The 12,268-nt window shown below is 40.4% G+C and carries 11 protein-coding genes and 2 pseudogenes; all 13 read left to right on the top strand.

What is annotated here, in order from left to right; translation table 11 throughout:
* Positions 1-8: 8 nt before the first annotated feature.
* The 13 genes and pseudogenes from AC0L4E_RS16680 (at position 9) to AC0L4E_RS16620 (ending at position 12,216) form a co-directional block, all read left to right on the top strand.
* Positions 9-937: pseudogene (locus AC0L4E_RS16680) on the top strand (biogenesis protein MshI).
* Positions 934-1,536, top strand: a complete 603-nt coding sequence (locus tag AC0L4E_RS16675) for a fimbrial assembly protein (RefSeq protein WP_473680323.1) — start codon at positions 934-936, stop codon at positions 1,534-1,536. Before AC0L4E_RS16680 ends, AC0L4E_RS16675 begins: the two are co-directional and overlap by 4 nt.
* Complete coding sequence (locus AC0L4E_RS16670) at positions 1,533-2,183, top strand: MSHA biogenesis protein MshJ (protein WP_473680321.1); 651 nt, start codon at positions 1,533-1,535, stop codon at positions 2,181-2,183. The genes AC0L4E_RS16675 and AC0L4E_RS16670 overlap by 4 nt, the downstream gene beginning before the upstream one ends.
* Positions 2,170-2,490, top strand: a complete 321-nt coding sequence (locus tag AC0L4E_RS16665) for an MSHA biogenesis protein MshK (protein WP_473680319.1) — start codon at positions 2,170-2,172, stop codon at positions 2,488-2,490. The genes AC0L4E_RS16670 and AC0L4E_RS16665 overlap by 14 nt, the downstream gene beginning before the upstream one ends.
* A 13-nt stretch (positions 2,491-2,503) precedes the next feature.
* Positions 2,504-4,179: pseudogene (gene mshL / locus AC0L4E_RS16660) on the top strand (pilus (MSHA type) biogenesis protein MshL).
* Positions 4,180-4,203: 24 nt separating this feature from the next.
* Positions 4,204-5,136 (top strand): ExeA family protein, encoded by a 933-nt coding sequence (locus AC0L4E_RS16655; protein ID WP_473680317.1) that lies wholly within the window; start codon positions 4,204-4,206, stop codon positions 5,134-5,136.
* A complete protein-coding gene (locus AC0L4E_RS16650; RefSeq protein WP_473680315.1) occupies positions 5,133-6,569 on the top strand; it encodes a tetratricopeptide repeat protein in 1,437 nt (478 codons plus the stop codon). Before AC0L4E_RS16655 ends, AC0L4E_RS16650 begins: the two co-directional genes overlap by 4 nt.
* Positions 6,566-8,320 (top strand): GspE/PulE family protein, encoded by a 1,755-nt coding sequence (locus AC0L4E_RS16645; protein WP_473680313.1) that lies wholly within the window; start codon positions 6,566-6,568, stop codon positions 8,318-8,320. Before AC0L4E_RS16650 ends, AC0L4E_RS16645 begins: the two co-directional genes overlap by 4 nt.
* A 2-nt stretch (positions 8,321-8,322) precedes the next feature.
* Entirely contained in the window at positions 8,323-9,537 is a 1,215-nt protein-coding gene (locus AC0L4E_RS16640; protein ID WP_473680311.1) for a type II secretion system F family protein, read from the top strand.
* 78 nt (positions 9,538-9,615) lie between these two features.
* Positions 9,616-10,140 carry an MSHA biogenesis protein MshF gene (locus AC0L4E_RS16635; protein ID WP_473680309.1) on the top strand — a complete coding sequence of 175 codons (525 nt, stop codon included), beginning with the start codon at positions 9,616-9,618 and terminating at the stop codon, positions 10,138-10,140.
* 136 nt (positions 10,141-10,276) lie between these two features.
* Entirely contained in the window at positions 10,277-10,882 is a 606-nt protein-coding gene (locus tag AC0L4E_RS16630) for a pilin (RefSeq protein WP_473680308.1), read from the top strand.
* A gap of 156 nt (positions 10,883-11,038) precedes the next feature.
* Positions 11,039-11,536: a type II secretion system protein gene (locus AC0L4E_RS16625; protein ID WP_473680306.1), complete on the top strand. Its 498-nt coding sequence runs from the start codon at positions 11,039-11,041 to the stop codon at positions 11,534-11,536.
* 191 nt (positions 11,537-11,727) lie between these two features.
* A complete protein-coding gene (locus AC0L4E_RS16620) occupies positions 11,728-12,216 on the top strand; it encodes a prepilin-type N-terminal cleavage/methylation domain-containing protein (protein ID WP_473680304.1) in 489 nt (162 codons plus the stop codon).
* Positions 12,217-12,268: the final 52 nt, after the last annotated feature.

Here is a 12,268-nt window from a genome sequence, read left to right as displayed (position 1 = left end):
GTTTTTGAATGAATAATGGTTTTTTAAGTAAGTTAGCATTCTGGCGCCAAACTCAAGCATCTTGTGAACTTGGGTTATATATCAGTGCCGATTCGATTTATGTATATCAAGGCGAAATACAAGATAGCAGTCAACAAGGTTCTGATTCTGCACACCAAAGCCAAGTAAAGTCTGAGTTTTCAGGGGTAATAAAAAAATTGCCTTTAACGGTGTGGATTGGCTAGAAGCATTTGCTGAGATAAAAGATATTTTTGGTAATGCAAAATTACAGATTGTATTGGGTGAGTCTTTTTATCAATTGATTGTTGCTGATAAACCTAATGTCGAAGCAAACGAGCTTAACCAAGCATTGTTATGGTCAGTGAAAGATTTAGCAACTGAACCTGTCACTAATATTCAATTAGATTACTTTGAGTCATCGCTAACGAATACTGGAAAAATCAATGTGGTGGTTGCCAATAAAATGCAGCTCTCAACTGTAGCTCAAGCTTGCGAGCAACACGGGTTTACCATTGAAGGGATCAGTGTTGAAGAGTTAGCTATGCCGTTGTTATTCGATGATGGTGCTACGCACATGGTTGTGAGTCATGTGCCAGAGCAAGATTTACTACTGACAGTGGTGAAGCAAGGTGAATTGCTGATGCAACGCCGAGTGAGAGGCTTTGCTCAAATCGATAAAGCAACAGCTGCAGATCTTCAATATGGAATCGCGGATAACTTGAGTTTAGAAATTCAGAGATCGATGGATTATTTCGAAAGCCAATTACGACAAGCGCCCGTTGGCTCGATTGACCTGTTTTTAGACGGAGAATCACAAGCTTTAGTCCCGTTAGTTTCGCAAAATTTTAATCAAAAAGTCATTACCACAGAACATGATTCAGTGACTGCACATCTAGCATTTATGGCTTTCAAACAATTAACTGTAGGTGAAGCATGATAAAAACCACAGTTAACCTCTTTAGCGATGACTTATTACCTGCAAAGCTGCGCCTGTCATTTCAAACAATGATGTTGATGGTTGGAGGATTAGTATTAATCTGTATTTTGAGCTGGTCGATTGGCTATTGGTTAGTTTCCAGTCTAGAAGCGGATATGGCAAAAGTCTCTGCAAAAAAATCGCAGCTTGATGATCAGAAACAACAGTTAGAGTTGCAAATAGCTAATCGTGCACCCGATCCTGAGCTGGTTGCTAGGGTTGAGCTAGAGCAGCAACGTTTAGAGTTAAAGAAGCTGTTATCAACGGAATTAAACCAACGGGATAATGTGATTAGTCGCGGTTATTCAAATTTATTAACTGATTTAGCCAGCGTGTCAGATGGCTCAGTTTGGCTTAGCCGAATTGCTGTTAACGAACAACGTTTTGAGTTTGAAGGTTTTGGCGCGAAACCGCAGAGTATTCCTAAGTGGGTTGAAGCGTTAAAGCACACTGACACATTGAAAGGTTATGCTTTTGCGACGATGACGATGGATCGCGGTGAATCTCAACCGCTGGCTTTTAAGCTATCGAGCGCTCCAGAAGTGGAGGCTAAGCAATGAAGCAGTTTTGGCAACAGTTAGAATCCAAATTTAATGTGTTAAGCCAGCGAGAGCGGGTATTAATTTGTGTGGCTGCATTAGTGGTTATCGGCATGGTGGTTTACCTACCTGTTGAAAGTGTTTTCAAAGAGAGGCAGAAACTGTCAAGACAGCTGGTTCAAGTTGAAAATGAAAATAATGTATCAAGCCAACAAATTGATCTTTATCAGCAGCGCTTAGCAATGGATCCTAATACGGACTACCGAAATCGTTTGACCCATATCGAGCAACAAACTCAATTAATTGATGCTGACTTAGATGCGCAGATGGTGTCTATGGTGCCTGCCAGTTATATGCCGACAGTGCTGACTAATTTACTCGGTAATGTGCAAGGGGTTAAGTTGCTTTCTTTTGGTTCTATCGCCCCGACTCCACTCTTGCAGGTCGGTGAAGAACATAAAATGAACCTATACAGCCATGGGATTAAATTGACCCTTGAAGGTAGCTACTTTTCCATTCTTAAATTTGTTGAGTCAATAGAAGCGATGCCGGATAAATTATACTGGAAACGGCTTAATTATCATGTTGATAAACACCCTAATGCGACGGTTGAGTTAGAGCTTTATACCTTGAGTATTAATAAGGAGTTTATCAGTGTTGCAGAATAAACCGATTTTTATACTCATATCAATGAGCTTGCTAGGGGCGAGCTTCTTTAGCCATGGCAAAGTATTAAGAGATCCAACTTTGCCAGGTCAGGGCTATGTCACGGTGTCAGGCAACGCTGAGCGAGCCGACTCTTTGGTACTTAATAGTATTGTAAACAGTGCTAAACCACATGCTGTCATTAATAACAAAATCTTATTCGTTGGCGACCGCATTGATGGGATAAGAATTGAATATATCGGAAAAAGCTATGTTAATTTGTCGGACGGGCGAAAACTTAAGCTATTTCAATCGATAACAGAGCGATAGGACAAAAATAATAATGAATTTAATAAAATATATGACCCCTCTGCTATCTCTTTGTTTGCTTGGTTGTCAAACCACAGATAGACCAGATCCTACGACATCAAAAACTGAATTGACTCAGTCTTTAGCAGAAGCGCAAACCGCTCAAAACGTAATACCGCCTCCAGCGCAAATGCCGGAAGAAGTGCAGCGCGAATTAAATGGTTCAAGCTTATTGGGCACTGCAAGCCCAGTGTTACCAAAAGAGCGTCGTTTTGATGTGTCAGCAAATGATGTCGAAGCAAAAGTCTTTTTTCCAAGTTTAGTCCAAGGTACACCGTTAAGTGTGGCAGTACATCCCGATGTAACGGGCACAATTTCAATTTCTTTGAATGGGGTAACGCTCTCGGAAGTGATTAAAGTTGTAGAAGATATTTATGGTTATGAAGTGAGCCGAGAAGGACGTATTTTACGTATTTTCCCATCGGGCATGCGCACCGAAACTTACCCGCTGAATTATTTATATATGGAGCGTGAAGGCTTGTCGCTTACCTCTGTCAGTTCAGGTCGTATTTCTGACGGTAACGATAATTCTAATTCGAATTCAAATAACAACTCTTCAAGTAATAGCAGCTCTAATAGCAATAATAATTCCAGTAACAGCAATAATAGCGATAACACCGATAATACCAATGGCACATTTATCCGCTCAACAACCAAAACCAATTTTTGGGGGAGTTGGAAAAAACCTTAGTGTCCATTATTGGTAATACTGGCGGAGGTCGCCAAGTGGTTATTACACCGCAAGCTGGTTTGGTCACCGTACGAGCTTATCCTGATGAATTACGCCAAGTCAGTACTTTTTTGACTAAAGCGGAAACTCACTTGCAGCGCCAAGTTATTTTAGAAGCTAAGATTCTTGAAGTGACACTTTCTGACGGTTATCAGCAGGGTATTCAGTGGGATAATGTGTTAGGTCATGCAGGCAGCACAGACATTAACTTTGGTACATCCCCAGGTTCAGGACTAAGTGATCCAATTACTAATGTGATTGGCGGGGTGACTTCAATCAGCTTAACAGGTACCGACTTTAGTACCATGATTAGCTTATTGGATACTCAAGGCGACGTGGACGTTCTTTCTAGCCCGCGTGTTACAGCATCAAATAACCAAAAAGCAGTGATTAAAGTGGGTAATGATGAGTACTTTGTTACTGATGTGTCTTCGACAACTGTTGCAGGTACAACGCCGGTAACCACACCACAAGTAGAACTAACGCCATTTTTCTCTGGTATTGCATTGGATGTGACGCCACAAATTGATGCTGAAGGTAATGTGTTATTGCACGTACACCCTTCAGTTATTGATGTTTCAGAGCAAGTGAAAGAAATCAAAGTCAGTGGCTCTAGCCTCGAATTGCCATTAGCCCAGAGTGAAATTCGCGAATCAGATACAGTCATTAAAGCGTCTTCAGGAGACGTTGTGGTGATTGGTGGACTGATGAAGAGTGAAAATATTGAAGCTATTTCAAAGGTGCCATTACTGGGCGATATTCCTTTCTTAGGAGAAGCATTTACTAACCGCAGCAAATCGACGGTTAAGACTGAGCTTATCATTATGTTAAAACCTACTGTAGTAGGCGCAGATACTTGGACGAATGAACTGCAACGTTCTAAAGACTTATTAGATCGTTGGTACCCAGAGCAGGAGTAACGGTTTACACCGTTAATTAATGCCATGTATCAGCAACATTTTGGGCTAGAGCAATTACCCTTTACGTTAACTCCAAATACGAAATTCTTTTTTGGGTTAACCCCTCATGTTGAGGCGCTTCAGGTATTGCAAACTGCCATCGAAAATGGCGAAGGCTTCATTAAGGTTACTGGTGAAGTCGGGACTGGCAAGACGCTTATTTGTCGTAAATTATTAAACGAGTTACCTGATAATTACCAATGCGCTTATGTTCCCAACCCGTATCTTACTCCTGAAGAGTTACGATGGGCATTAGCTACAGAGTTAGGTCTAGCATTAGAAGATGAACTTAATCAGCAACAGTTGACAGGGCTGATTCAAAATCGCTTGTTGGAACTCAATAGCCAAGGATTAAAAGTCATTCTAGTACTGGATGAGGCGCAAGCTTTACCGAATGAGAGCTTAGAAACATTAAGACTATTTACTAATTTAGAAACTGAAAGCACTAAATTAATTCAAGTGGTGTTATTTGGTCAGCCAGAACTTGATAACCGATTAAAAGATAGAAAATTAAGGCAATTAAAGCAGCGGATAACTTTTAGCTACAGTTTACGTCCTTTATTGTGGGATGAAATTCAAGCCTATATTGATTATCGCTTGGGTATTGCTGGTTACCAAGGTGAGTCCTTGTTTAGTGATAAAGACATTCAGTTAGTATCAAAAGCGGCCAGAGGTATCCCTCGTTTGGTTAATGTTATTGCCAATAAAGCCCTTTTATTATGTTTTGCTGAAGGTGGTAAGAAAGTACTCACTAAACATTGTAAAGCGGCCATCGTCGATACCGAAGATGCCGACCAAATACAAATTAAAGATCAAAACATAGGATGGATAACTGTTTTATTTATCATCGGCGCTTCACTGATAATGCTATTGGTTATCGATGTTGACTGGTTATTGAAGTTAAGAGAGTCAATATGAGCGTGATTAATAAAGTATTAAAAGACCTTGATAAGCAGAAGAGCGCGACGGTGCAAAATAGCGGATCAGCTTCAGAAGTTAATACCACTTCACCTGCTAAAACTGGGTTTGTTAAGCCTGAAGTGCAGTTTACCAGCCAAGGGCAGTCGGATTCTTCTGATGAGCGATCTCGTAAAGGTATTTATATCTCTATTGCTATGCTTATCGCGGTTGTTCTTTTTGCGGTAATGTTTTATCGCCAAGGCTTACAGCTTAAGAAGCTACAACCTTTAGCGGAAGCTAAGCAAAATCAAGCCGTCAACGTTGAAGCTATTGACACAAATGCTGTTCAAACTAGTAATGCTAATTTTAGTCTAGATAACAGTGCAGAACCTATGCAGGTTGAAGCTAATGCAGAGAGTCCTGAAACTGTGACGTTTATTGATTCAGATATTAATTCAAACAATAGTTCAAAAAGTGAATCTATTAGCGATGTAACGAGTCATGAGTCGAGCAACATAGCTCTCACTGATAAGCGATTAAGTAAGCAAAATGAACCGGAACAGGTATTCGAGAATAAAGAAATAGAGCTAACTGCAGCAGAACCCAAAGCTCAGTCACAATCACAAGCCGTTATAGTTGACTCAAAAATGGCTGCAATTACTGAATCGACGGCTTTGAAACCTTCAAAAGTAAGTAATGATCCATCTAAGGTACAAGTTAGGTTCTCACAAAATACGGGCACATCAACGATTGTGGATGACGTCAAGTCGGAAGTGAAAACACAATCGCAAAACAACCTAGTAAATGGTTCCGGCTCAAACGTCATGAAAAGCACAAAAGGTGCCATGGCAGTGAAAGAAGTCGTTTTGAGTGATGCTGAGCTTGCCCAAAAGAAATTCGAAATTGCTGAGGTTGCTGAGCAACAACAGAAAATTGATAGAGCGGTGAAATATTACTATGAAGCGCTAATGCTCGAGCCTGCAATGCATAAAGCGCGAAAGCAATTAGCCTCTTTATATTATGCTTTGAACAATTTAGGTAGAGCAGAGCAAATATTAGCCCAAGGAGTGGCTCAATTTCCTGAAGAGGTTGAATTAGCCATTTTAAAAGCCAAAGTTGAGAATGCATCATTTAGTCCGAATAAAGCCCTGACGACTCTTGATGGAGTCAGTGATAGCAGTGATTGGGCAAGAGATAAATGGATATTGCAAAGTGATATTGCACAAAAGAATGGTCGCTTCGAACTTGCAGTGTCAGCTTATCGTTCGCTAATCGTCCTAGAGCCATCGCAAGCGCGTTGGTGGATGGGCTTAGCTTATGCACTCGATTCACAACAACAATATTCACAAGCAGCAGATGCGTATCGTAAAGCTTTGTCTTATCGGGGATTATCAACTGGCGCTATGACTTATATAGAACAACGATTGATTCAACTTGGAGGTAGCCAATGAAACCAAAATTGAAAATGCGTTTAGGCGATCTTCTCGTTCAAGAACACATTATTACTGACGACCAATTAACCCAAGCATTATCTGAACAGCGAAACTCAGGTAAAAAACTGGGGCGTACGTTAATTGATTTACATTGTATTACTGAAGATCAGTTACTTAAGTTTTTATCTCAGCAGCTTAATTTACCTTATTTAGATATTAGCCGTTTGTCGATCCCATCAGAAGTGGTTAATTTAATTCCCGAGGTTCAGGCTAGACGTTATCGTGCCCTTGTCGTAGAGGCAACCGCTGATACTGTTACTTTAGCAATGAGCGACCCTGCTGATTTACAAGCCATCGATAACTTAGAAGTCTTTATCGCACCTAAAAAAATCACCATTGCGGTAACACCTGAGCAGCAGTTATTAGATGCGTTCGATAATTTGTATCGACGTACTGGCGAAATAGCCAAAATTGCAGGGGAGTTAGAGGAAGAATACGCCGCTGATGATATGTTTGATTTGGCGAGTATTACCGATAGTGATAGCGATAATGAAACAACGGTTGTTAAGTTACTTCAATCTATTTTTGAAGATGCTGTGCAAATGCGGGCATCGGATATTCACATTGAGCCGGGTGAAAAAGTATTAAGGATCCGTCAGCGTATTGATGGTCAGTTACATGAAAATACCCTTGATGAAGTGAACATTGCCTCGGCGTTAGTATTACGTTTAAAGCTAATGGCTGGACTCGATATTTCTGAAAAACGTATGCCTCAAGATGGCCGTTTTCATATTGAAATTAAAGGTCATAAGATTGATATCCGTATGTCGACCATGCCAATTTATCATGGTGAGTCAGTGGTAATGCGTTTGCTGGATCAGTCAGCGGGTTTGTTAACGCTAAATGAAACCGGCATGCCTGATCATATCTTGCAGCGTATTCGTAAACAGATTAAACGACCTCACGGTATGCTGTTGGTGACAGGACCAACAGGTAGCGGTAAAACCACAACTCTGTATGGTATTTTAAGTGAGCTTAATAAAGCTGATACTAAAATTATTACCGTAGAAGATCCGGTTGAATATCAATTACCACGCATTAACCAAGTACAAGTTAATCATAAGATTGGTTTGAATTTCTCTAATGTACTGCGAACCACATTACGTCAAGATCCCGATATCATCATGGTTGGTGAGATGCGTGACCAAGAAACCGTTGAAATCGGTCTTCGAGGTGCATTAACGGGTCACTTTGTTTTATCTACACTGCATACCAATGATGCCATTACCAGCGCGTTGCGTTTACTTGATATGGGCGCTGCAAGTTACCTTGTCGCCAGTGCGCTAAGGGTTATTATTGCTCAGCGACTCGTGCGTCGCGTATGCCCAAATTGCATGACGAATCATCAACCTACTGCATTTGAATTAGCATGGATTAATTCTATCGCCAAAAAAGATTTTGCTGCAGCAACTTATAAAATTGGTACGGGTTGTCAAAGTTGTAATGGCTCGGGGTACCGTGGTCGTATTGGTATTTTCGAAATTTTAGAGCTGGACGATGCCATGGTTGATGCCATGCGAACCGGCAATCCGCAAGATTTTGCTCATGCAGCGAAAAAGAGTCCAACATTTGTTCCATTGGCCGATTCAGCATTTGAGTATTTATATAACGGAATGACCACGATCGAGGAAGTGGCTAAATTAGTTGAAGATGTGAGTGAGCTGCCGAGCGCTGAAGTTATGTCTACTGATATAGCGACTGGGGTGTAATTATGCCGACTTACCAGTATCGAGGTCGAAATAATCAAGGCGCTGCGGTTGAAGCGTTTATTGAATCTGCTAATGAAAGCAGCGCAGCTGATGCGTTGATGTCTCGCGGCATAATTCCTCTCGAACTGCGTGAAGTGAAGCAATCGCAACCTTTTAATTTGGGCAGTATTTTCGTAAGTAAAGTATCACTAGAAGAGTTACAAATTTTCACTCGGCAAATGTATTCGTTAACACGCTCAGGTATTCCGATTTTAAGAGCGATTGCTGGGCTGGCTGAAACGACGCATTCTCAACGAATGAAAGATGCATTGAATGATATTTCGGAGCAATTGACTTCAGGTCGACCGCTTTCTTCGGCGATGAATCAACATCAAGATGTATTTGATTCGCTGTTTATTTCTATGATCCATGTAGGTGAAAATACTGGTAAATTAGAAGATGCTTTTATTCAGCTCTCTGGCTATATAGAACGTGAACAAGAAACTCGCCGCCGTATTAAGTCTGCCATGCGCTATCCAATTTTTGTCCTTATTGCGATCACTATTGCGATGGTAATACTGAATATCATGGTGATTCCAAAGTTTGCTGATATGTTTTCCCGTTTTGGCGCTGACTTGCCATGGGCTACAAAAATATTGATGGCGACTTCTAGTTTATTTGTGAACTATTGGCATGTGATGTTGGTTTCGCTAGTTGCTGCAATTGTTGGTATTCGTTATTGGCATCACACCGAAAAGGGTGAGCGGCAATGGGATAAGTGGAAACTAAAGATCCCTGCGGTTGGTTCTATAATCGAGCGTTCAACATTGTCTCGCTATTGCCGTAGTTTTTCTATGATGCTTGGTGCAGGTGTCCCCATGACTCAAGCATTAAGTTTGGTTGCTGATGCTGTTGATAATAGCTATATGCATGATCGCATTGTCGCCATGAGGCGCGGGATTGAATCGGGAGAGTCGATGCTTAGGGTATCGAATCAAAGTACTTTATTCACGCCATTAGTGTTGCAAATGGTCGCGGTTGGTGAAGAAACGGGCCAAATCGATCAATTACTCAATGACGCAGCAGACTTTTATGAAGGTGAAGTTGATTACGATTTAAAAAACTTAACCGCTAAGTTAGAGCCTATTTTAATTGGTTTTGTTGCTTGTATTGTTCTCATCTTAGCATTAGGTATTTATTTACCTATGTGGGACATGCTCAATGTTGTTAAAGGCTAAGGGGTACGGGTTGAAAAGGTTAATCATGTTATTGCCCAAGCTGTATTTAGCAGTGACTAGTGATGAGTTGATTGCATAATGCGAAAGCAACAGAAGTCAGACAGCGATCTACTCAAGACCTATGCGCGTATTATTACTTTGATACTCGTATCAGTGATCATGGCGATAATTGGGACGAAGCATTTTTCAAGTGTTGATAATATCGGCACTAAAAGCTTAGAGCTAGAACATAGTCGATTGTTGTATGTGTTAGCTATGGTAAAAAGTCAGTGGCTTAGCCAGGGGCAGCCTGGTTCACTCAAGTTAAATTGGGAAGATACAGGGCACGGTTCAGCAAATAAACAACGTGAAGTTGATAATATCCGAGCCAGTAAGAATATCGTTAAAATGTCAGATGAAGGTTGGCCGCTGTTAAATAAGGACTCGGTCGAAGGTTGTAAAGAGTTATGGCACCAGCTGATGGCAAGTGATTTGCATGATATTAAAGCTGAGGTTATATACCAAACTAAGACAAAAATTTGTCGTTTTGCAACTGAGCAAAGTGGCAGCATTAGCTATCAAACATCATCGGGTAGAGTGATATTTTTTGATAACAATAGCTAATATTTAATCAATACAAATGTTTAAATGTTTAAATGGTGCTAAAATTTATTTACACGATAGCTTTGGCTGAGTAACAATAGTCATACAGCTGCAATCAAAGTCGGACAAGTGTAAGTCGCAATATAGGTAATTTATTATGAAATTAAAACAACAGGGCTTTTCGTTAATCGAACTAGTGATTGTTATCGTTATTCTTGGTTTATTAGCTGCGACAGCAATACCACGTTTTTTGAATGTCACAGAAGATGCACAAAATGCCAGTGTTGATGGCGTCGCAGGTGGGCTTGCTACTGCTGTAGGCTTCGTGCGAGCGCAATGGGAAGTGGATGGCCGTCGTAACACATCAGTTATTCTAGATGGCACTCAAGTGTCACTAGATACACGTTTTGGCTTTCCTACCGGTAGCTCAAACAGCGATGCAACTTCAATGACAAATCAATCGTGTCAGCAGGTATTTGATAACGTACTTCAAAGCGCACCAAGAAATGTATTGTTTAATGAAGATGCAAGAGATCAAAGATATACCGTCAGAATGTTAGAAGGTGTTGGTGGTGATACGACTGCCATTGACGGGACAGAAGTCACAGGTATTGATTTGTGTGTTTATCATCAAGTGGCATCGTTAACATTAAATCAGAGCACAGGTGTTCCATCTCCATCTCCAGATTTATCAACAGCTGGCGCTAAAGGTGTGACATACAATCCTGGTACAGGACAAGTGCTTAGTTTTAGTAACGACTAAGCACGAGTAATAAGTGAAAGCTGCATTATAGCAGTGACTTAAGCGTTAAAAGAATCACCACAAAATATGGAATGTTGAGTGGGAATTGTAATAAACAACTAAATAAAATAGATGTACAAAATTCACATATTTTGTTTTCAATAAAGGGTCGACATTATGCATATCAAACAACAGCAACAAGGTTTTACATTAATTGAGTTAGTGGTGGTTATCATCATTTTAGGTATTCTTGCTGTGACTGCAGCACCTAAATTTATCAACCTTCAAGGTGATGCTCGTGTATCTGCATTAGCGGGCATGAAAGCAGCTATTCAAGGCGGAAATACGCTTGTTTACTCTAAAGCTGCTCTTGCAGGTAAAGAAGGTGATGCTGCTGAGACTTTAGATATAGGCTCTGGAAGCGAAGATTTGAATATTGTTTATGGTTATATCCAGGCTAAACAAGCAGATTTAGAAGAAGCTCTTGATGTTACTTTCGATGCAGTTGCAGATGTTGATACTGGCACTAATGATTGGATAATCGACGATACTACAGATGGTGAAGCTGTTATTTACCAACGAGGTGCTCCAGATACTTGTATTTTGACATATGAAGAAGCTGGAGATGGAGTTTTACCTGCTTACACAGCAATAACAGATCCGTCTACTTGTTAATAATTATTTGAGAAAAAGCCTGCTTAACGCAGGTTTTTTTATGTATAAATATCAGTTATTAACGTGTTTTTGTGCCTTTGGTAACACTCCGTGATTATGTGTTAGTGATAAAATTGGAGATATAAAGGAATAAATTCATCAGCAGCTTGCTCATGAATTGAAGTAATTCAATATAGAACAAGGTTTTCAACATGCAAAAGCAACAAGGTTTTACTTTAATCGAATTAGTGGTTGTTATCATTATTCTAGGAATTTTAGCGGTAACCGCAGCGCCTAAGTTTATTAATCTTCAAGGTGATGCTCGCGTATCGACATTGCAAGGTGCAAAAGCTGCAATTCAAAGTGCTAATAGCTTAGTATATTCAAAAGCTGCACTTGCCGGCGAAGAAAAGAAAGACCCAGGCTCTGTAGATATTGGTGCTAGTTCAAACTTGGCGACAGTTTTTGGCTATGCACAGGGTGACGCAACTGAGTTGTTAAAAGCAATTGATATGTCGACAGATGATTGGAATATTACTGGAACGGGTGGTTCTGTAACGATTCAGCAAGTAGGTGCGCCAGATGGCTGCAATATTATTTACACAGAATCTCAGTCAGATGGTGCATTGCCGATATTTACCAGTGATGCTGAAGATAGTGATGGCAACTCTTTAACAATGCCAACTGCTTCGGAATGCTAATTTATTTTAGCTTATTTAAAAGGTCTGTTTGCAGGCCTTTTTTATTGCTTAT

The sequence above is a fragment of the Shewanella sp. GJ50-10 genome (assembly GCF_055808815.1).
Note: the sequence above shows the minus strand (reverse complement) of the source record. Positions and strands in the feature narration are given on the sequence as shown.

What these genes read in the sequence shown, in the direction of transcription:
- AC0L4E_RS16675 (WP_473680323.1), top strand. Translation starts at nt 934, where the DNA reads ATGATAAAAACCACAGTTAACCTCTTTAGCGATGACTTATTACCTGCA.
- AC0L4E_RS16670 (WP_473680321.1), top strand. Translation starts at nt 1,533, where the DNA reads ATGAAGCAGTTTTGGCAACAGTTAGAATCCAAATTTAATGTGTTAAGC.
- AC0L4E_RS16655 (WP_473680317.1), top strand. Translation starts at nt 4,204, where the DNA reads ATGTATCAGCAACATTTTGGGCTAGAGCAATTACCCTTTACGTTAACT.
- AC0L4E_RS16650 (WP_473680315.1), top strand. Translation starts at nt 5,133, where the DNA reads ATGAGCGTGATTAATAAAGTATTAAAAGACCTTGATAAGCAGAAGAGC.
- AC0L4E_RS16645 (WP_473680313.1), top strand. Translation starts at nt 6,566, where the DNA reads ATGAAACCAAAATTGAAAATGCGTTTAGGCGATCTTCTCGTTCAAGAA.
- AC0L4E_RS16640 (WP_473680311.1), top strand. Translation starts at nt 8,323, where the DNA reads ATGCCGACTTACCAGTATCGAGGTCGAAATAATCAAGGCGCTGCGGTT.
- AC0L4E_RS16635 (WP_473680309.1), top strand. Translation starts at nt 9,616, where the DNA reads ATGCGAAAGCAACAGAAGTCAGACAGCGATCTACTCAAGACCTATGCG.
- AC0L4E_RS16630 (WP_473680308.1), top strand. Translation starts at nt 10,277, where the DNA reads ATGAAATTAAAACAACAGGGCTTTTCGTTAATCGAACTAGTGATTGTT.
- AC0L4E_RS16625 (WP_473680306.1), top strand. Translation starts at nt 11,039, where the DNA reads ATGCATATCAAACAACAGCAACAAGGTTTTACATTAATTGAGTTAGTG.
- AC0L4E_RS16620 (WP_473680304.1), top strand. Translation starts at nt 11,728, where the DNA reads ATGCAAAAGCAACAAGGTTTTACTTTAATCGAATTAGTGGTTGTTATC.